This is a genomic window from Streptomyces sp. NPDC017991, from assembly GCF_044328075.1.
Classification (GTDB): Bacteria; Actinomycetota; Actinomycetes; order Streptomycetales; family Streptomycetaceae; genus Streptomyces.
Genome location: NZ_JBIRGP010000002.1, coordinates 395679 through 414194, shown reverse-complemented (window position 1 = coordinate 414194; position 18516 = coordinate 395679). Strand labels below are relative to the sequence as shown.

Genomic DNA, 18516 nt, shown 5'->3' with positions numbered 1-18516 from the left:
CCCACCGAACTGCCGAAACCCCCTGGTCCGTAAGGGGGTCACGGCACCGCGCACCCAAATTCCGTAACTGTTGTGGAAGCCCCCCAGGTCAACACCCGCGGGGGCGTCCCCCGTTAGGGGAGCCCTCTGAGGGGCGCGGGGAACGGCGCGACCAGCCCCCACGCACCCGCACCCGCACCCGAAAACTCAACCCGCGGCAGCCTCATCACAAGCCTGCCCCCGCAGCCCCCGAGCCAGATCATCCCGAGCCTCAAGCACCAACCGCCGCAGCGCAGGCGCGGCCTCCCCCCGGGAGGCAAGCCACGCGTCGGCAGCCGCCAGAGTCCCGGCAGAGTCCTGCAGCGAGGGGAACAACCCCCGCACCACATCCATCCCGATCTGGATGGACCGCTCCTCCCACACCCGCTCGATCACGTCGAAGTACTTCGACGCGTAGGGAGCGGTCAGCTCCCGATGGGACGCCTGCGCGAACCCCCCGATCGTCGCCTCCGCCAGCGCGTTGGACAGCGAGTCCGACTCCACCACGGCGGCCCACGCCTGCGCCTTGACCGCCGCGGACGGCCGGGCCGCCAGACACCGCACCTGATGCCGCTTCCCGGACGCGGTGTCGTCGCGGGCCAGCTCCGCGGCGAGCACGGACTCGTCCGCCACCCCGTGCGCGGCGAGCGGTTCGAGGAAAGCCCACCGCAGCTCCTGGTCCACCTCAAGCCCGTCGATCTTCTCCGTCCCCTCCAGCAGCTCCCGCAGCAACCGCAGATCGTCCTCGCCGGAGGCGACCGCCGCGAAGAACCGCGCCCACGTCAGCTGGTGCTGGCTGCCGGGCCCGGCGGACCGCAGCTCCCGCAGCGCGCCCTCGGCGAGCAGCCGTCCGCCGGTGGCCCGCCACTCGGGCGCCACGTAGAAGGTGAGCGCGGAGTTCGCCCACGCGTGGAGGGTCTGGAGCACGCCGATGTCCGACTCGCGGCCCGCGAAGCGCAGCACGAGGTCGACGAAGTCCCGCGCGGGCATGAGCGCGTCGCGGGTCAGGTTCCACAGCGCCGACCAGCACAGGGCACGGGCGAGCGGGTCGGTGAGGTCTCCGAGACGGGCCCGCAGCGTGTCCAGCGACCCGTCGTCGAAGCGGATCTTGCAGTACGTGAGGTCGTCGTCGTTGACGAGGATCAGCTCGGGGGCGTCGGCGCCGGCCAGCTCACCGATGACCGTCCGCGGCCCGTCGACGTCCACCTCGGCACGCGCGTACCGCACGAGCGAGCCGCCGCCCGATCCCCCGTCCGAGCCGTCGCCCGGCCCGTCCGCTCCCTCCCGCCGGTACAGACCCACCGCGACGCGGTGCGGACGCAGTTCGGGATGCGACTCGGCGGCCTCCTGGAGGACCGTCAGCTCGCTGACACGGCCCTGCGCGTCGAGGATCACCTGCGGTGTGAGGGAGTTGACGCCGGCGGTCTGCAGCCAGGACCGCGACCAGGCCGCCATGTCCCGCCCGCTCGTCTCCTCCAGGACCGACAGCAGGTCACCGAGGCGCGTGTTCCCGTACGCGTGCCGCTTGAAGTAGCGGCGGGCGCCCTCCAGGAACGCGTCCCGTCCGGCGTAGGCGACCAACTGCTTGAGAACGGACGCCCCCTTGGCGTACGTGATCCCGTCGAAGTTGAGCTTGGCGTCCTCCAGGTCGCGGATGTCGGCCGTGACCGGGTGCGTGGAGGGCAGTTGGTCGGCGCGGTACGCCCACGCCTTGCGGTTGTTGGCGAAGGTGATCCAGCCGTCGGTGAAGCGGGTCGCCTCGACCATCGAGAACGTGCCCATGAAGTCCGCGAAGGACTCCTTGAGCCACAGGTCGTCCCACCACACCATGGTCACGAGGTCGCCGAACCACATGTGGGCCATCTCGTGCAGGATCACGTTCGCCCGGCGCTCGTACGACGCCTGTGTCACCCTGCCGCGGAAGATGAACTCCTCGCGGAAGGTCACACAGCCCGGGTTCTCCATCGCCCCGAGGTTGTACTCGGGCACGAACGCCTGGTCGTACTTCCCGAACGGGTACGGGTAGTCGAAGTGGTCGTGGAAGAAGTCGAGGCCCTGCTTGGTGACGAGGAAGACGTCATCGGCGTCGAAGTGCCTGGCCAGGCCCTTGCGACAGAGCGCGCCGAGGGGGATCTCCAGCCGGGTGCCGTCGTCCAGGACCCGCTCGTACGAGTCGGTCACATAGTGGTACGGACCGGCGACGAAGGCCGTGATGTACGTCGAGATGGGCTTGGTGCCGGCGAACTTCCACACCCCGTCGGCCAGTTCACCGACGCCGTTGCTCCACACCACCCAGCCCTCCGGGGCCCGCACCTCGAAGCGGAACGGCGCCTTGAGGTCGGGCTGCTCGAAGTTGGCGAAGACCCGGCGGGAGTCGGCCGGCTCGTACTGCGTGTAGAGATAGACCTCGCCGTCCTCGGGGTCGACGAAGCGGTGCATGCCCTCACCCGTGCGGCTGTACGCGCACCGGGCGTCGACCACCAGCTCGTTGTCCTCGGCCAGGTCCTCCAGGAGGATGCGGGAGCCGTCGAAGACCGCGCCCGGGTCGAGGTCCCTGCCGTTCAGCGAGACGGCCGTCACGCTGGGCGCGATCAGGTCCGCGAAGCTCGTGGCGCCCGGCTCCGCGCTGCGGAACCGGATGGTCGTCACCGACCGGAACGTACGCGGCTCGGTGTCCGTCCCGCCCACCGCGGAGCGCAGGTCCAGGGACACCTCGTACTCCTCGACGGACAGCAGTGCTGCCCGCTCGCGGGCCTCGTCGCGGGACAGATTCTCACCGGGCACGGGCGGCACTCCCTCGTGGCGTCATGGGTATGGGTGAACAGGGCCGATCCTGCCATGTGCCCCTGACACCGGGCACCCGGGAATGGCACGAGTAACCGATCGCGTTGAACATGAGCCTGGTGGCCCCTAAGCGCCGGGCGCCGGCGTCTTCCCAACGAGGAGAACCATGTCTGAGCAGACTTCCGCCAAGACTCCGGTCGACTTCTGGTTCGACCCGCTGTGCCCGTGGGCGTGGATGACCTCGCGCTGGGTCCTGGAGGTGGAGAAGGTCCGGGACATCGAGGTCCGCTGGCACATCATGAGCCTGGCGGTGCTGAACGAGCCGAAGCTCGACGAGCTGAACGACGACTACCGGGAGATGATGTCCACCTCGGCGTGGGAGCCCGTCCGCGTGGTGACCGCGGCCTGGCAGAAGCACGGCGCCGACATCCTCGGCCCGCTCTACACCGCGCTCGGCAACCGCATCCACAACGGCGGCCAGGGCCCGACGAGGGAGTCGATCGCCGGCGCGCTCGACGAGGTCGGCCTCCCCGCGGACCTGATCGACTACGCGGACCAGAAGGACTTCGAGTTCGACGCCGAGCTGCGCGCCTCCCACAAGGAGGGCATCGACAAGGTCGGCCAGGACGTCGGCACGCCCGTCATCGCGGTCCCCGGCCCCGACGGCGAGCAGATCGCCTTCTTCGGCCCGGTCGTCACCCCGGCCCCCAAGGGCGAGGACGCCGCCAGGCTGTGGGACGGCAGCCTGCTCGTCGCCTCGGTACAGGGCTTCTACGAGCTGAAGCGCTCCCGCACGAAGGGCCCGGACTTCAGCAACCTGTAGTCCGGCACCGGCCGGGTGGGCGTCACTCCGGCTCGGGCAGGCGCAGGGGCTCCCTGAAGGGCTTCTCGACGTAGTACTTACGAACGTTGCGGCACTGTTTGGTCCCGTCGCCCAGCGGGGCCAGGCACACCATGAACTCGTCCACGTTCTTCACGTTCAGGTGCTTCTTGAGCGAGGCCGCTTCCCTGGGCTCCAGGAAGCGGTGCTCCTCCTCAAGGCTCCTGCAGGTGCTGCAGCTCCTCATAGGCATCCGGTAACCATCACCCGGAGGCCCCCGTACCGGAAGGCCCCCCGCGAGTCACGTCCTCGCGGGGGGCCTTCCGTCCAGTCACCCGCCCGCGTGAAAGGTGAGAAGACGATCACGAGGTCAGGCTCTTGTTGCAAGTCTCTTGCAAATGCAGCCTGACAGCAAGAGGGTCGAGTGGTGTGTTCGCCGAACCCCGGCGCGTGCCGCCCGCGCCCGCTGCCGGGCACAGCCGACCGCAGCCGTACCCCGACTACGCGACCGGGGTGTAGTGCGAGGCGTCGCCCGCGATCGAGTAGCTCTCCTTGCCCTCGATGCCGGCCGGCACGTCACCGGCGACCGTCACCCGGTTCAGCCGGCGCGGCAGACCGTCGTAGTTGTCGATGGCGTAGTGCTGGGTGATCCGGTTGTCGAACAGCACCAGCTGGTTCGGCGACCAGCGGTGCCGCAGGACGTTCTCGGGCCGCACGACATAGGCCTGGAGCAGGTCGAGGACCTTGCGGGACTCGCTCACCGACAGCCCCACGATCCGCTGGGCGAAGCCGCCGATGAACAGCCCGCGCTCACCGGTCAGCGGATGGACCCGGACCACGGGATGGGCGGTGCGGAACGTGATGGACGTGAACTGGGCGCGTTGGGCGGCGTGTGCCGCGTCGATCTCCTCGTCCGGCACCGCGTAGTCGTAGTCGTTGGTGTGCTCGGCCCACAGGGTGTCCGCGAGCCGGCGCAGGGGCTCCGGCAGATCGCGGTAGGCGGCGGCCGAACTGGCGATCAGCGTCTCACCCCCGTACGGCGGGAGCGTGATGCTGCGCAGGGTGCTGGCCTGCGGCGGATTGAGGACGAACGTGACGTCGGTGTGCCAGTGGTTGGCGGCCCGGCCGCGCTCGCTGTCGACGGGCAGCACGTTCGGGGCGCCGTCCACGGCGGGCACGGTCGGATGGGCGGTGGTGAGGTCGCCGAAGTGCCGGGCGAAGGCCTGCTGGCCCTCGTCGTCCAGGTCGACGTCGTCGAAGACCAGCGCCTTGTGCTCGTCGAGGGCGCCGCGCAGGGCGGTGACGGTCTCCTCGTCGAGGGGCTTGGCGATGTCGACGCCGGATATCCGCGCGCCGATCCTCGCGGTGACCTTCTGGATCTCGATGTCGGGCATGGGGGTTCCTCTCAGGTGCGGGCGAGTGCCGGGGAGCCGAGTGCCGGGGAGACGTGCTGGTTGGCGGGCCGGGGGAGGCCGTATCTCTCGCGCAGGGTCTGGCGCGGGCCGTACTCCTCGCGCAGCAGACCGCGGGCGCGCAGGAGCGGGACGACGTGGTCGACGAACGCGTCGAGGCCGGACGGCAGGACCGCGGGCATGATGTTGAAGCCGTCCGCGGCGCCGAGCGTGAACCACTCCTCGATGGCGTCGGCGACCTGCTCGGGCGTCCCGGTGAAGGTGAGGTGCCCGCGCCCGCCGCCGAGCCGGCCGATCAGCTGCCGCACGGTGAGCCGTTCGCGCCGGGCGAGTTCCACGACGAGCGTGTAGCGGCTCCTGGCGCCCTCGATGGAACTCTCCGGCGGCAGGTCGGCAGGGAGCTGACCGTCCAACTCCAGCGTTCCGGAAGGTAGTTGCAGCAGGCTCTCCAGCCGGTCCACGCCGTGCGTGTACACGATGTGGTCCTCCAGCACCTGCTCGTTCGCGCGCGCTTCCGCCTCCGTGGAGCCGATCACCGGGACGATGCCGGGCAGCACCTTGATGTGGTCGGGATCGCGGCCGGCCGCCGCCGTCCGTGACTTGAGGTCGGTGTAGAAGTCCTGCGCGTCCTTCAGGGTCTGCTGGGCGGTGAACACCGCCTCCGCGTAACGGGCCGCGAACGCCTTCCCGTCCTTCGACGAGCCGGCCTGCACCAGCAGCGGGTAACCCTGCGGGGAGCGCGGCACGTTGAGGGCGCCCTCGACGCCGAAGTACTTCCCCCGGTGCCGGGGCGGATGGATCTTCGTGTCGTCGCCCCAGACACCGGCCGCCTTGTCGGCGACGATCGTGTCGTCCTCCCAGCTGTCCCAGAGCTTGAGCGCCACATCGAGGAACTCGGCGGCACGGGCGTACCGCTCGGCGTGCGCGGGCTCCGCGTCGAGACCGAAGTTGCGGGCGGCCTCGGCACCGGCCGTCGTGACGATGTTCCAGCCCGCCCGGCCCCCGCTGATGATGTCCAGCGAGGCGAACTTGCGGGCCAGGTTGTAGGGCGAGTTGTACGACGTGGAGGCGGTGGCGATCAGACCGATGTGCTCGGTGGCCGTCGCCAGCGCGGTGAGCAGCGTGAGCGGCTCCAGCGCGCCGGCCGGCCGCTGCGCGAGGTTGCTCCACAGCTGCGGTCCGTCGGCGAGGAAGAGCGAGTCGAAGGTGCCGCGCTCGGCGGTACGCGCCAGCCGGACGTAGTGGTCCAGCTCCACATGGGCGTACGGATCACTCTCCGGGAGCCGCCAGGAGGCCTCGTGGTGGCCGGTGTTCATGAGGAAGGCGTTGAGGTGCAGCCGGCGCCGGGTCACTGGTCGTTCTCCTGGTTCTTCTGGTTCTCCTGTTGCGCGGGGGTGCTGTCCGCCGGGTCGTGGCTCGCGTGGTCCTCTTTCACCCCGAGCGCGGCGAGCAGCCGCTCGCGGTACTCGCCGAGCAGTGGATCGCGGTACGAGCGCGGATGCGCGCGGTCGATGGTCAGGTCGAGACCGATCCGGCCCTCGTCGAGTACGAGCACCCGGTCGGCCAGCACGATCGCCTCGTCCACGTCGTGCGTGACGAGGAGCACGGAGGGCCGGTGGCGCTCCCACAGCTCGCGCAGCAGACCGTGCATCTTGATCCGGGTGAGGGCGTCCAGGGCGCCGAACGGTTCGTCGGCCAGCAGGAGTTCGGGCTCCCGCACCAGGGAACGGGCCAGCGCGGCACGCTGGGCCTCGCCGCCGGACAGCTCGTTGGGCCAGGCCCGTTCGCGTCCCGCGAGACCCACCTCGGCGAGCGCGGCGCGGCCCCGCTCCGCCGCCTCCCTGCCGTCGGTGCCGAGCAGGACGTTGTCGAGGACGCGCCGCCAGGGCAGCAGCCGGGAGTCCTGGAAGACGACGGACACCCGCCCCGGGGCGGTCAGTTCACCGCTGCCGACGACCTCGTGGTCGAGACCGGCGATGGCGCGGAGCAGGGTGCTCTTGCCGGAGCCGCTGTGCCCGAGCAGGGCCGTGAGCTGTCCGGCCGGCAGGTCCAGGTCCACGTGGTCGAGGACGGTCCGCCCGTCGAAGGAGCGGGTGAGACCCCTGAGCCGGACGGCCGGAGCCGCTGGGGCCGCCGGAGCCGTCGGGGCGGCCTGGGCCGGCCGGGACGTCAGCTGTTCAGTGTGCGTCGCCATGACAGCACCCTCCGTTCGATGAGGCGGACCGCGCTGTCGGAGACCAGGCCGAAGATCCCGTAGATGAACAGGCCGACGAGGATCACGTCCGTCTGGCCGTAGTTCTGGGCCTGGAACATCAGGTAACCGAGGCCGCTGGTGGCGTTGATCTGCTCCAGCACCACCAGACCGAGCCAGGAGCCGGTGACGCCGAGCCTCAGTCCCACGAAGAACCCGGGCAGCGCGCCGGGAATGACGATCTCCCGGATGAACCGGAGCTTCGAGAGCCCCTGCACCTCGGCGAGTTCGACGAACCGGTGGTCGATGCCGGACAGCGCGGAGTACAGGTTCAGATAGATCGGGATGTAGACGACGATGGCGATGATCGCGATCTTGAAGGTCTCACCGATGCCCAGCCAGAGGATGAACAGCGGGATCAGACCGAGGGTCGGGATCGCCCGGTTGAGCTGGACCGTTCCGTCGATCAGTGCCTCGCCGACCCGGCTGAGCCCGGCCGTCAGCGCGAGGACCACTCCGGCGGTCAGCCCGAGGGCGAACCCGGATCCGGCGCGTTGCAGCGAGGTGAGGATGTCGGTGGAGAGCGTGCCGTCGCTCCACAGCTGACCCGCGGTCCGCAGGACCGTCCAGGGCGCGGGGATCGCGTTCGTGTCCAGCTGCCCGGCGGCGGAGGCGGCGGCCCAGAGCGCGAAGAACAGCACGGGGCCGATCAGCCGGGAGGCGGGCGGCCGCTTGCCGGGGGAGAGGGCGCGGCGGCGCCGCGCGATCCGCCGTACGGGGGGCGCGCTCTCGGTGGCCCCGGACGTCTTGCCGGTGTTGCCGGTGTCGCCGGTGTCGCCGTCCTCGGGCGCGGCGGTCGCGGTGGCGGTGGTGGCCGCGGTGGTGGTGGTCATCGCGCTCACTTCCGGTACTCGGCGGATACGGCTTTCGCCGCGATGCCCTCGAAGCGCCGGTCGAAGAGCGAGTCGACCTTGAACCCCTTCACGAAGCCGCCCTCGGCCAGCAGGTCCGCGGTCTCCTGCTCCCACTTCACGGCCTCGTCCCAGCTCGGCGGGAACAGCGGCTTGTTGGCCAGCTCGGTGATCGCCTCGGCCTGCGCGAGGCTGAGGTTCTGCGTCTTGACGTAGAACTCCCGGTTCCAGTCGTCGGGGTGCTCGTACGCCCACACCTGGCCCTTGGCCCACCGCGGGATGTACGCGGCGACCGCGGCGGCCTTCGCCTTGTCGGCCAGCACGGAGGTGGGCGCCCACAGCAGGCTGAGGAGGTCCACGACATCGGTGGGGATGGTGTGGGCCCCCTTGGACCCGTACTGCTTGAGGTAGGCGGGCGACTGGCTGTTGGCGAGCGGGGCGATGTCCACCTGGCCCGCCTGGAGCGCGGTGAGGAACTGGTTGCTGGTCAGCGGCACCAGGTCCACGTCGTCGTACGCCAGCCCGGCCTGCTTGAGCGCCCGCAGCAGGACGACTCCCTGGGCCTGGCCCTGCGAGAAGGCCAGCTTCTTCCCCTCGAAGTCCTGCACGGACCGGATGTCGCTGCCGGGCTTGGTGGCGAAGAGGTAGTTGGGCCTGCGGGTGAGGTTGATCGCGACGATCTTCGCGTCGTAGCCCTGGTAGTGCGCCTGGATGGGCGGGATGCCCGCGTTGTTGGCGACGTCCAGGGATTTGGAGCGGAAGGCGTTGATGACGTCGGGACCGGCGCCGATGTTCGCCCACGAGGACACCTTGAACGGCAGGTCGGTCAGTCCCGCGAGCTTGAACTGAAGCTGCTGGACGCCCTGGTAGGAGGAGATCTTGAGGCTCGTACCCGAGGGGACCTTGTCGGCCAGCGGGGCGGTCGCCGACCCCTTGGTCCCGGTGTCGGCGGCGCTGCTGTCCGCGCAGCCGCTGAGCCCGGCAGCGGCGGCGGCGCCGAGCAGGGAGGAGAGGAAGAGCCGCCGGTCGACTCCGGACGCGGACAGAGGTGGCATGGGAGGACTCCCTGAATTCATGGGGCGGTGCACGGGGCCGTGCTGCGGCGGACGGCAGGAGGGTGCGCGAAGAACCCGGCGGGGTGCGGCCGGGGAGGGCGTCAGACACGGGGGAGAGATGCGCGGGAGCGGCAGGACACACACGCGCGGGACGCGGCGGGGAGGCGGCGTACGGACCCGGGCGGACGCGGACGGAACGGATCGTCAGCGCGTCGACGTGTCAACGCTTCGGTGTGTCCACGCTCGGGTGGGTCAACAACAGAAGGTGCGGCAGCTCATGGACACGATGCTCCTGGCCTGGTGCGATGCCTGTCAACATTCGGATTTTCTGAATTAAATAGGTCCCGGTGAAGAGGCCGAAGACGCCCGGGGCCTGCCCGCCGACATACCGAGCGGATCCCGGTAGAGCACGTCCAGGGCCACCGAGCCGCCCGCGACGGCCAGCACCGAATCCGGGAAACTGGTCGGCGCGACGGCCGCCGCCCGGTCGGGCCCGACCTCCGCGCGCAGCACGGCGAGGCAGTCCTCCCGGTGGATCGCGCCCACCTCGGTGACGACGACCGTGTCCGGGTTGAGCACGTCGAGCAGCAGCCCCACGGCCCGCCCGGTCATCCGCGAGCGGTGCAGCAGCAGACGTACGGCGTCCGCGTCGCCGCCCGCCGCTGCGGCCAGCACGTGCATGGGGTTCGAGCTGCGGATGACCCCCGCCTCCCGCGCCCGCCGGCACAGGGTCCGCTCGCTCAACTCCGCCTGCAGGCAGCCGGTCCGGCCGCAGTCGCAGCGCTCCGTGCCGCCCGCGAGCGGCAGATGGGCGATCGATCCTGCCTGCGAACGGGGACCGTGGTGGACCTCGTCGTGGGTGGCGAACGCGGCGTCCACGACGTTGCCCGCGAAGAGGTGCAGCACGCTCAGCCCCTCACGGGCCACCGCTCCGAACAGCCGCTCCCCGTTGACCAGCGCCCGCGCGTGGCCGTCCACATGGACCGGCAGACCGGTCTGCGCGCGGATCGCCTCCCGTACGGGGATGTCGCGCCAGCCGAGAAGCGGGTGTTCCACGACGGTCCCGGAGTCCCGGTCCACCCAGCCGCCGGCCGCGAAGCCCACGGCGAGGGGGGTACGGCCCCGGGCGTCCGCCAGCAGGGCCCGCAGCCCCGCGGCGGCGTTCGCGAGCACCCGGGCCGGTTCGGCGGCGGCACCGTCGTGACCCAGCCGGCGCTCGGCGACGACCCGGCCGCGCAGGTCCAGCAGGGCGACCGTGGTGTACGGCACGGCCACGTGCACGCCGCCCACGACGAACCGGGAGCCGTCCAGGTCGACCGGTACGTGGGGGCGGCCGACCCCGTTCGACCGGCGGGGTCCGGGTGCCTCCCGGATCAGACCGAGCGAGGCGAGCCGGGCGCAGTGGTCGGTGACCGAGGCCGGGGAGAGGCCGGTCAGCCGGGCGACCGTGCTGCGGGCCACCGGGCCGTGGTCCAGGACCGACCGCAGGACGGCACTGGCGCTGGTCCTGCGCCGGTCGCTGTCGACGGCGCCGGGGCGTGCGGGGCGTACGGGGCGTGGTGGTGCGAGGGAGGAACTGGCCATGGAGAACTTCCTCGGGGAGGGTCCGACACTGCGCCGACGTCTGACGTCTTACGTCTGTCTCGTCCGGGCGAGCGGGTGCCTCCGCGCTCGCCTCAGTACCGGCGACAGGTGGCCGTGCCCTGGCGGCGCAGGTCGACGTATCGACGCGACGCGAAGTTCTCGGCTTGAGGGACCATGCGTCGAGGGTAGGGGCTACGACCCCGACGGGCCAGGGCGATGTTGTTTCGCCCCGGCCGGATCACACCCCCTCCGTGACCAGCATCACGCCCTCACAGGTGTACAGCCCACCCTTTGTCGAAGGTGCACCAACCCCCGCCGACCCCCTTGTCGAGCACTGACGGAGATCGGCACCATCCCCCTGGGATAGCGTCACGAACGTCCCCCGCCCTCACCCCCGCCGGAGCCCCGATGACCACCGCCGTCGCCCAGACAACCCCGCGCCAGGTCCTCGCCGACCTCCTCCCCGCCTCCCGCGTCAGGGACATCGCACTCGTGGCGGGCGGCGCCGCCCTCACCGGCCTCGCCGCGCAGATCGCGGTGCCGGTCCCGGGCTCCCCGGTCCCGGTCACGGGCCAGACCTTCGCCGCCCTCCTGGTGGGCACCGCGCTCGGCGCCGGCCGCGGCCTCGCCTCCCTCGCCCTGTACGCGCTGCTCGGCCTCGCCGGTCTGCCGTGGTTCGCCGGGGGCTCCTCCGGCGCCACCGCCTCCTTCGGCTACATCCTCGGCATGCTGCTCGCCGCGACCGCCGTGGGCGCCCTCGCCCGCCGCGGCGCCGACCGCTCGGTGGTCCGCATGGCGGGCGCGATGCTGCTGGGCGAGGCGATCATCTACGCGATCGGCGTCCCGTACCTGGCCGTCGTCGCCGACCTGACGACGGCCCAGGCCGTGGCGGCGGGCCTCACCCCGTTCCTCATTGGCGACGCCCTCAAGGCGGCCCTGGCGATGGGCGTGCTCCCGGCCGCCTGGAAGCTCGTCAGGCGCGAGAGCTGACGCCCGCCACGCCGTAGTTCCTGCGGAAGAGGTTCGCCGGGTCGTACGCCGACTTCAGCCCGGCGAGCCTTTCCTGTGTCCGGGGGTCGTACAGGCCCGCCCCGGTACGACCGCCCGCCGCGCCCGCCCCACCCGCTCCGTACGCGAAGTTCAGCGCCCGCCCGATCGTCCACGGTTCCACCGTCGCGAGGGCCCGGTGCAACAGCTCCCGTGCCGGACCGTCGACGCCCCCGAGGACCCGTACGAGAAAGCGGCCCTCGCGGTGCGGTACGGAGTTCGGCCGCGACCGGGCCAGCGCGCCGCCCAGGTGGTTGACCTGGACGACGTACATCGACGGCGCGTCGGGGCCGGTCAGGGCGAGGAGTTCGCCCACGGCGTCCACGTCCAGCGCGCTGAGCACCGCGCTGTCGCCGTAGTACGCGTGCGGGAAGTCCGGGTCGGAGTGGATCGTGCGGCTCTCGGCGTACGGCATCTCGCGCAGCGAGTCGGCGAGCACCGGACCGATCCCGCGCAGCGGGGCGACGAGCCGCTCACCGTCGGCAGCGGTGCCGGTGTACGCGACGCGCACGGAGACCACGTACCGCCCGCGCAGCCGCGGCGGCAGCGCGGGCACGTCCGGACAGGGCACCGCCGCGAATGACGAGGTCAGACTGTCCGGGACGGTCGCCGTCCAGCGCTCGTACGCACGCAGCGCCGCCACCGGGTCCACCGCGCGCCCGTCGAACGCGAGCGATCCGCCGTACAGCCGCGTCACCGGTACGAGGCCGATCTCCAGCTCCGTCACCACTCCGAGGTTCGCCCCGCCGCCGAGCAGCCCCCGGAAGAGAGCGGCGCCGTCGGGGAGTTCACCACCGTCGGCGGTCACATGCCGGAGCCGGCCGTCCGCCGTGACGACGTCCAGGGCACGGACGTGGTCGGCCGCGTACCCGAACTCCCGTGCCAGGATGCCGAGTCCGCCGCCCAGCGTGTACGCGACCGCTCCGACGCCGGGCGCGGAGCCGTTCAGCGGCGCGAGCCCGTACGGTCCGGCCGCCTCGACCACCTGCCGCCAGGTGACCCCCGCCTGTACGCGGACCGTGCGCGCCCGCGCGTCCACCGTCACCGCGTCCATCCGGCGCGTCGTGATCAGCACCCCGCCCTCGGCGTCGCCGGGCAGCCCGTGCCCGGTGGCCTGGACCCCGACCGGCAGCCCCTCCGCCGCCGCGTACGTCACCGCGGCGACCACGTCCTCGGCGGACCGGGCGGCGAACACCGCGTCGGGCCGCTGGGCGAAGCCGGTCTGGAAACCGGCCAGTTCGTCCTCGTACCCGGGGTCACCGGGCACGAGGACGATACGGCCGGGGCTGATGAAGTCCTGCAAACTCACGGGGGACGTCCTTCGAGTCGAAGCGCGGTCGAAGCGCTGCCGGTTCGCCTGTGGACGTCATGCTGACGGGATTACCTGACACCCGCCGTCAACATTTCCAGCATTTCCCGTGAGAACGACTCGGTCAGGACTCGCTCCGCCCCTCGCGCCGCTGCGTCCACCACAGACCCGCCACTCCCGCGGAGATGAGCGCGGCGCCCGCCGCGCCGAGCGGCACCACCCGGTCGGCCGGACCGGTCCTGGGCAGCTCCTCGCCACCGGACTTGTCGCCCGGCTTGTCGCCCGACGTGTCACCCGAGGAGTCGTCCCCCGGGGTGTCGCCGCCCGGGGTGACGGGGCTGTTGTCGGTGCCGAGCAGGAGAGGCGTCGCCGGAGCGTTCGGCGAGGGGTTGTTGGCGCCGAACGGGACCGGCCCCTGCTGCCAGAACGTCTTCTTACCGTCGGCGCCCTGGACGGGCAGACAGATTTTTCCCTCCTTCTTCAGATCGAACGTCGCGTCCACGGCGTACGACTTCGACTTGCCGGCGGCCAGACTGTCGATGGCGCAGGCGAAACCGCTGTTCGATCCCTCGGGGAGATCTTTCTCGGCAATTTCCGAACATCCCTTGACGCTCTTGACGGAGAGGCCGTCAAAACCGACCACGAGCAGTCGAATTGCGCCGCTCGCCTTTGTTCCCCCGTTCTTCACCGTGGCGGTGATCGCCGTCTCCTGTGAACCGTTGTCGACGCTGATCTTCTCCGGCAGCGAGGTCGTCAGCTTGACACCCGCGGGCGCTTCGTCAACGGCCTTTCCCCCCTTGCCGCTCATCGGTCCCGGATCGTCCGCCCCGGCGGAGAAGGAAAAGATCATCACCGCCGAGAAAGATGCGGTGAGCAGCGACCCCGTGGCGATCGTCCTACGACGAGCACTCATGTTCGTCCCCCTTGTAACCCCGTGACTGCGCCTGAATTCGCAGTACTTGAAGAGGTACCACAAGATTTCTCCGCACTATGCTGGTGCGGCGCAAAGTTGTGGCCATTGTGCTTCTTTGCGGTTCTTCTGTGGCAGGTGTTGAAGGGGGGCATGGGGGTGCCGGAAATAACGAGGGGCGGTATTCCGGGATTGCTGGTCACAGGTCGATACCGGTTGGCCGAGAGTATTGGACAAGGAGGAATGGGGCGGGTGTGGCGGGCCGCCGACGAAACGCTCGACCGGCAGGTCGCCGTCAAGGAGATGCGCATAGACGGCATGGACCAGGAGGACGCCAGGACCCGCCGCGAACGGACCCTGCGTGAGGCCAGGGCCACCGCCCGGATCGACCATCCCAACGTGGTGCGCGTGTACGACGTCGTGGACGAGGGCGAGCGCCTGTGGATCGTGATGGAGCTGGTCGACGGCCGCTCCCTCGAACGGGTCGTGGCGGAGGACGGGCCGCTGAGTCCGCGTGCCACGGCTCGCATCGGGCTCGAACTGGTGGCCGCGCTCGACCAGGTGCACGCGGGCGGTGTCCTGCACCGGGACATCAAACCGGGCAACGTCCTGATCGAAAGGCGGGCCGGCCGGGTCGTCCTCACCGACTTCGGCATCGCCGCCATCCAGAACGCGGAAGCCCTGACGATGGCCGGCATGCTGGTCGGCTCCCCCGACTACATGGCACCCGAGCGCGTCTCCGGCCGCCCGCAGGGCCCGCCGTCCGACCTCTGGTCCCTGGGCGCCACCCTCTGCGCGGCACTGGGCGGCCGGTCCCCGTTCTCCCGCGCGACGACCCTCGCGACCCTGCACGCGGTGCTGTACGAGGAGCCCGAGATCCCGTCCGCGGCGGGGGAGGGCGAGTTGCGGGACGTGCTCACGGCCCTGCTCCGGAAGGACCCCGCGGACCGCCCCGCGCTGGAGGAGCTGGCCGCACTCCTCGGCCCGGCCGCGGACGGCACGACGGGGACGGCGGCGCTCACGGCCACGGTCACCGCCCCCCGCGGCGAGGAAGCCGCCCCGGAAGCGACACCGGAAGCGACACCGGAAGCGACACCGGGATCGGGGCTCGACCCCCTCCCGGAGCAGGAGCCCGACGAACCGGCCGCCCCCGAGCCCCCGCCGGTCGAGCGCCCGACACCCCTGTACGTACGCATCCCGCCCCCGGAGCCGGTGGAGGACGCCGTACCGGCTGGGCACACCCCGGCTCCAGCGGCACCCACCCCCGAACCACCCCCCGAGGTGGAGAACACGTCCTCGGAAGCCCCTCCCGAGGGCACCCCCGAACTCCCCTCCGAGGGCTCGAAGCCAGGCCAGGCGTTCCGCGCACCCGGCGTCGGGCCGGAGCCGGAAGGGAACGCCGAGCTGCCCACGAGGCCCCGGGCCGCCCCGACCACGCCCGCCCCACTCCGCACCGGAGACCGGACCCACGGCCTTGACGGCCTCGGCGGCCTCCGAGACCTCCGAGACCTCCGAGGCCGAAAGGGCCTGATCGCCGCCGTGGGCGTGGTCGTAGCCGGGGCACTCGCGGCCCTGCTCGTCCCGATGCTCGGCGACTCACCCGACGACAAGGACAAGGCGTCCTCTTCGTCGTCGTCGCCCACCGTCGCGGGCACCGCCCGCCCGCCGAGCCTCCCGGCAGGCTCCCGCACGGAGGTGGGCATGTACGCCTGGGCGCCGCCCGACGGCTGGGACCGGGTCGCGCAGAGCGGCGCCGAGGTCCACTACACGTCACCGGACCGCAGGCAGGAGATCCTGGGCAACGCCTCGCCGGCCCGCGGCGATCTGCTGGAACAGTGGGAGAAGGCGGAGCTGACCACCAGCAAGGGCCTGGACTATCAGCGGATCCGGCTGGAGGAGACCACGTTCCGGGGGGCGCCCGCCGTGGTCTGGGAGTACACGGTCACGGCCAAGGGACTGCCCTGGCACGCCCGGCTGCTCGGCTTCGACGCCGACGGCACGTCGTACGAGGTCACCACCTGGTACCACCCGGACGTGGAGGAACGGGCCCTGCGCGTCTACGAGAACATCAAGAAGAGCTTCACTCCCCTGTGACCTGCTCGGCGTCCGACGTCTCCCGCGGTCGGGCGTCCTTCCCGCGCCGCACCTTCTCCAGCACCAGCGAGATGCCCACGACCACGGCCGCCACCAGCAGTGACAGCAGTACGGTCTGGCGGCCGTCGTGCTCGGTGTCGGTGAGCATGTAGCCGAGGACGAAGACGATCAGCGCGATCGTCGCCCACGTCAGATACGGGTACAGCCACATCCGTACGACCAGCTTCTCGGGTGCCTCACGCTCGATGATCTTCCGCATGCGCAGCTGCGAGAGACAGATGACGAGCCAGACGAACAGGGCGACGGCGCCGGAGGAGTTGACGAGGAAGAGGAAGACCGAGTCGGGGAACTCGTAGTTGAAGAACACGGCGACGAAGCCGAAGGCGACCGACGCGAGGATCGCGGGCATCGGGACGCCACGGCCCGTGGTGCGGGCGAAGGCCTTGGGCGCGTCACCGCGCCGGCCGAGCGAGAACGCCATGCGGGAGGCCGTGTAGAGACCGGAGTTGAGGCAGGACAGGACGGACGTCAGCACGATGAACTTCATGATCTCGCCGGCGTTGGCGATACCGAGCGAGTTCAGGGCGGCGACGTACGAACCGTCCTTCTGGATGGACTCCGAGTCCCAGGGCAGCAGCGTGACGACGACGAAGATCGAGCCGAGGTAGAAGACGCCGATCCGCCAGATGACGCTGTTGGTGGACTTGGTGACGGCGCGCTGCGGGTTCTCGGACTCGCCGGCCGCGAGGGTGGCGATCTCGCTGCCCATGAAGGAGAAGACGACGAGCAGGATGCCGGTGAGGATCGAGCCGGGTCCGTGCGGCAGGAATCCGCCGTGCTCCGTGAGGTTCCCCAGCCCGGCGCCGTCGGTGTCGGCACCCGGCAGTACGCCGAAGACCGCGAGCCCCCCGATGACGATGAAGGCGCCGATCGCGACGACCTTGATCCCGGCGAACCAGAACTCGAACTCGCCGTACGAGCCGACGGAGCCGAGGTTCGTCGCGGTCAGCACGAGCATGACGATGAGCGCCCAGCCCCACTGCGGCACGGCCGGGACCCAGCTCTCCAGGATCACCGCGCCCGCGGTGGCCTCGATCGCGAGCACGACGACCCAGAAGAACCAGTACAGCCAGCCGATCGAGAAGCCCGCCCAGCGGCCGAGCGCCCGGTCGGCGTGCGCGGAGAACGAGCCCGAGGTCGGATTCGCGGCGGACATCTCGCCGAGCATCCGCATCACGAGGACGACCATGGTCCCGACGAGGGCGTACGAGAGCAGGATGCCGGGGCCCGCGGTGGCGATACCGGAGCTGGAGCCGACGAAGAGGCCGGCGCCGATGACCCCGCCGATCGCGATCATCGACAGATGCCGGTTCTTGAGCCCGGCCTGGAGTCCGCCGTCGGGTTCTGCGGGATTTCCGGGGCCTCCTGGACCCTCGGGGCCGTTACCGGCCTTCGACAGAGTCGGCTGCGAGGTCATGGGGGGATTCCTTTACGCCGGGGACTGTGGGGAATGGGGGGAGTGGGGGTGGCGGGGGTGGCGGGGCTCGACGAGCCGGTCCAGTGAATCCCAGGTGAATAGATTCGTGAACCTTTGAATCCAGATTGTTACTTGAGGTTTCTCTGAGGTTCTATAGTTTTACCTGCCCTTTTCCGGCAATCACCCCGGAGGGTTTCGTGCGCCTGCCCCGACAGGGCCGATCCGAAACAGGCGTGTCACACTCGGACCATGCGCGTGTACCTCGGCTCCGACCATGCCGGTTTCGAACTCAAGAACCACCTCGTCGAGTGGCTCAAGTCCGCCGGGCACGAGCCCGTCGACTGCGGGCCCCTCATCTATGACGCCCAGGACGACTACCCGCCGTTCTGCCTGCGCGCCGCTGAGCGTGCCGCGGCCGACCCCGAGGGTCTGGGCATCGTGATCGGCGGGTCCGGGAACGGCGAGCAGATCGCCGCGAACAAGGTCGCGGGGGTGCGGGCGGCTCTCGCGTGGAGCGTGGAGACCGCGGCGCTCGGGCGTCAGCACAATGACGCCAATGTCGTGGCCGTCGGGGCGCGGATGCACTCCGAGGAGGAGGCGACGAAGTTCGTCGAGACCTTCCTGAGCACGCCGTTCTCTGGCGATGAGCGGCACGTCCGTCGGATCGACATGCTGTCGGCGTACGAGACGACGCGCGACCTCCCGCCGATCCCGGCGCACCACCCGCAGGGCTAGGCCTCTCCCGTCACTGCCTGGGGGCTCCGCCCCCGAACCCCCCTCGCGGGGGGGGGGGGGGGCGGCCCGCCCCCCGGGCGCGGGGGGCCGCGCGCCCCCCCCCCCCCCCCCCCCCCCCCCGGCCCCCCCCCCCCCGCCGCAAGGAGCCACACCGGGGGGGGGGGCCCCC

The 18516-nt window shown here is 71.0% G+C and carries 15 protein-coding genes; 4 read left to right on the top strand and 11 right to left on the bottom strand.

From position 1 onward, the window contains the following. Positions 1-186 precede the first annotated feature (186 nt). Positions 187-2802: an aminopeptidase N gene (gene pepN, locus ACH4DZ_RS06380; protein ID WP_398285787.1), complete on the bottom strand. Its 2616-nt coding sequence runs from the start codon at positions 2800-2802 to the stop codon at positions 187-189. Positions 2803-2968: 166 nt separating this feature from the next. On the opposite strand from pepN, the gene ACH4DZ_RS06375 reads away from it, so the two are divergent. Further along, on the top strand, positions 2969-3625 hold the full coding sequence (locus ACH4DZ_RS06375) for a DsbA family protein (protein ID WP_398285786.1): 657 nt from the start codon (positions 2969-2971) through the stop codon (positions 3623-3625). A gap of 22 nt (positions 3626-3647) precedes the next feature. On the opposite strand, the gene ACH4DZ_RS06370 is transcribed toward ACH4DZ_RS06375, so the two are convergent. The 7 genes from ACH4DZ_RS06370 to ACH4DZ_RS06340 all read right to left on the bottom strand — a co-directional run bounded on the left by ACH4DZ_RS06370 (position 3648) and on the right by ACH4DZ_RS06340 (position 10775). After that, entirely contained in the window at positions 3648-3869 is a 222-nt protein-coding gene (locus tag ACH4DZ_RS06370; RefSeq protein ID WP_398285785.1) for a hypothetical protein, read from the bottom strand. 253 nt (positions 3870-4122) lie between these two features. Then, a complete protein-coding gene (locus ACH4DZ_RS06365; RefSeq protein ID WP_398285784.1) occupies positions 4123-5016 on the bottom strand; it encodes a TauD/TfdA dioxygenase family protein in 894 nt (297 codons plus the stop codon). An 11-nt stretch (positions 5017-5027) separates the two neighbouring features. Further along, the gene (locus tag ACH4DZ_RS06360) at positions 5028-6386 is read right to left on the bottom strand and encodes an LLM class flavin-dependent oxidoreductase (protein WP_398285783.1); all 1359 of its coding nucleotides are present in this window, start codon (positions 6384-6386) and stop codon (positions 5028-5030) included. Beyond that, positions 6383-7228, bottom strand: coding sequence for an ABC transporter ATP-binding protein (locus ACH4DZ_RS06355; RefSeq protein ID WP_398285782.1), 846 nt, complete (start codon positions 7226-7228; stop codon positions 6383-6385). Before ACH4DZ_RS06355 ends, ACH4DZ_RS06360 begins: the two co-directional genes overlap by 4 nt. After that, entirely contained in the window at positions 7204-8118 is a 915-nt protein-coding gene (locus tag ACH4DZ_RS06350) for an ABC transporter permease (protein WP_398285781.1), read from the bottom strand. Before ACH4DZ_RS06350 ends, ACH4DZ_RS06355 begins: the two co-directional genes overlap by 25 nt. Before the next feature lie 5 nt (positions 8119-8123). Beyond that, entirely contained in the window at positions 8124-9191 is a 1068-nt protein-coding gene (locus ACH4DZ_RS06345; RefSeq protein ID WP_398285780.1) for an ABC transporter substrate-binding protein, read from the bottom strand. 333 nt (positions 9192-9524) lie between these two features. Then, complete coding sequence (locus ACH4DZ_RS06340; protein WP_398285779.1) at positions 9525-10775, bottom strand: ROK family protein; 1251 nt, start codon at positions 10773-10775, stop codon at positions 9525-9527. 408 nt (positions 10776-11183) lie between these two features. Between ACH4DZ_RS06340 and ACH4DZ_RS06335 the strand changes: the two genes are divergently transcribed. Next, positions 11184-11765 carry a biotin transporter BioY gene (locus ACH4DZ_RS06335; protein WP_398285778.1) on the top strand — a complete coding sequence of 194 codons (582 nt, stop codon included), beginning with the start codon at positions 11184-11186 and terminating at the stop codon, positions 11763-11765. Here the strand turns inward: ACH4DZ_RS06335 and ACH4DZ_RS06330 are convergent. Together ACH4DZ_RS06330 and ACH4DZ_RS06325 are read right to left on the bottom strand one after the other, a co-directional pair. Continuing rightward, entirely contained in the window at positions 11749-13125 is a 1377-nt protein-coding gene (locus tag ACH4DZ_RS06330) for an FAD-binding oxidoreductase (protein ID WP_398286216.1), read from the bottom strand. The genes ACH4DZ_RS06335 and ACH4DZ_RS06330 overlap by 17 nt on opposite strands. 130 nt (positions 13126-13255) lie before the next feature. Then, positions 13256-14044, bottom strand: a complete 789-nt coding sequence (locus ACH4DZ_RS06325) for a hypothetical protein (RefSeq protein WP_398285777.1) — start codon at positions 14042-14044, stop codon at positions 13256-13258. Between the two features lie 240 nt (positions 14045-14284). Here ACH4DZ_RS06325 and ACH4DZ_RS06320 point away from each other — a divergent pair, with 240 nt between their 5' ends. Then, the gene (locus tag ACH4DZ_RS06320; protein ID WP_398285776.1) at positions 14285-16135 is read left to right on the top strand and encodes a serine/threonine-protein kinase; all 1851 of its coding nucleotides are present in this window, start codon (positions 14285-14287) and stop codon (positions 16133-16135) included. On the opposite strand, the gene ACH4DZ_RS06315 is transcribed toward ACH4DZ_RS06320, so the two are convergent. Beyond that, a complete protein-coding gene (locus ACH4DZ_RS06315; RefSeq protein WP_398285775.1) occupies positions 16122-17612 on the bottom strand; it encodes an amino acid permease in 1491 nt (496 codons plus the stop codon). The genes ACH4DZ_RS06320 and ACH4DZ_RS06315 overlap by 14 nt on opposite strands. Positions 17613-17861: 249 nt before the next feature. On the opposite strand from ACH4DZ_RS06315, the gene ACH4DZ_RS06310 reads away from it, so the two are divergent. After that, positions 17862-18347 (top strand): ribose-5-phosphate isomerase, encoded by a 486-nt coding sequence (locus tag ACH4DZ_RS06310; RefSeq protein ID WP_398285774.1) that lies wholly within the window; start codon positions 17862-17864, stop codon positions 18345-18347. Positions 18348-18516: the final 169 nt, after the last annotated feature.

Coding starts and splice junctions, on each gene's coding strand:
- ACH4DZ_RS06355 (WP_398285782.1), bottom strand. CDS start 7,228: ATGGCGACGCACACTGAACAGCTGACGTCCCGGCCGGCCCAGGCCGCC.
- ACH4DZ_RS06345 (WP_398285780.1), bottom strand. CDS start 9,191: ATGCCACCTCTGTCCGCGTCCGGAGTCGACCGGCGGCTCTTCCTCTCC.
- ACH4DZ_RS06340 (WP_398285779.1), bottom strand. CDS start 10,775: ATGGCCAGTTCCTCCCTCGCACCACCACGCCCCGTACGCCCCGCACGC.
- ACH4DZ_RS06320 (WP_398285776.1), top strand. CDS start 14,285: ATGGGGCGGGTGTGGCGGGCCGCCGACGAAACGCTCGACCGGCAGGTC.
- ACH4DZ_RS06335 (WP_398285778.1), top strand. CDS start 11,184: ATGACCACCGCCGTCGCCCAGACAACCCCGCGCCAGGTCCTCGCCGAC.
- ACH4DZ_RS06375 (WP_398285786.1), top strand. CDS start 2,969: ATGTCTGAGCAGACTTCCGCCAAGACTCCGGTCGACTTCTGGTTCGAC.
- ACH4DZ_RS06315 (WP_398285775.1), bottom strand. CDS start 17,612: ATGACCTCGCAGCCGACTCTGTCGAAGGCCGGTAACGGCCCCGAGGGT.
- ACH4DZ_RS06365 (WP_398285784.1), bottom strand. CDS start 5,016: ATGCCCGACATCGAGATCCAGAAGGTCACCGCGAGGATCGGCGCGCGG.
- ACH4DZ_RS06370 (WP_398285785.1), bottom strand. CDS start 3,869: ATGAGGAGCTGCAGCACCTGCAGGAGCCTTGAGGAGGAGCACCGCTTC.
- ACH4DZ_RS06310 (WP_398285774.1), top strand. CDS start 17,862: ATGCGCGTGTACCTCGGCTCCGACCATGCCGGTTTCGAACTCAAGAAC.
- ACH4DZ_RS06325 (WP_398285777.1), bottom strand. CDS start 14,044: ATGAGTGCTCGTCGTAGGACGATCGCCACGGGGTCGCTGCTCACCGCA.
- ACH4DZ_RS06350 (WP_398285781.1), bottom strand. CDS start 8,118: ATGACCACCACCACCGCGGCCACCACCGCCACCGCGACCGCCGCGCCC.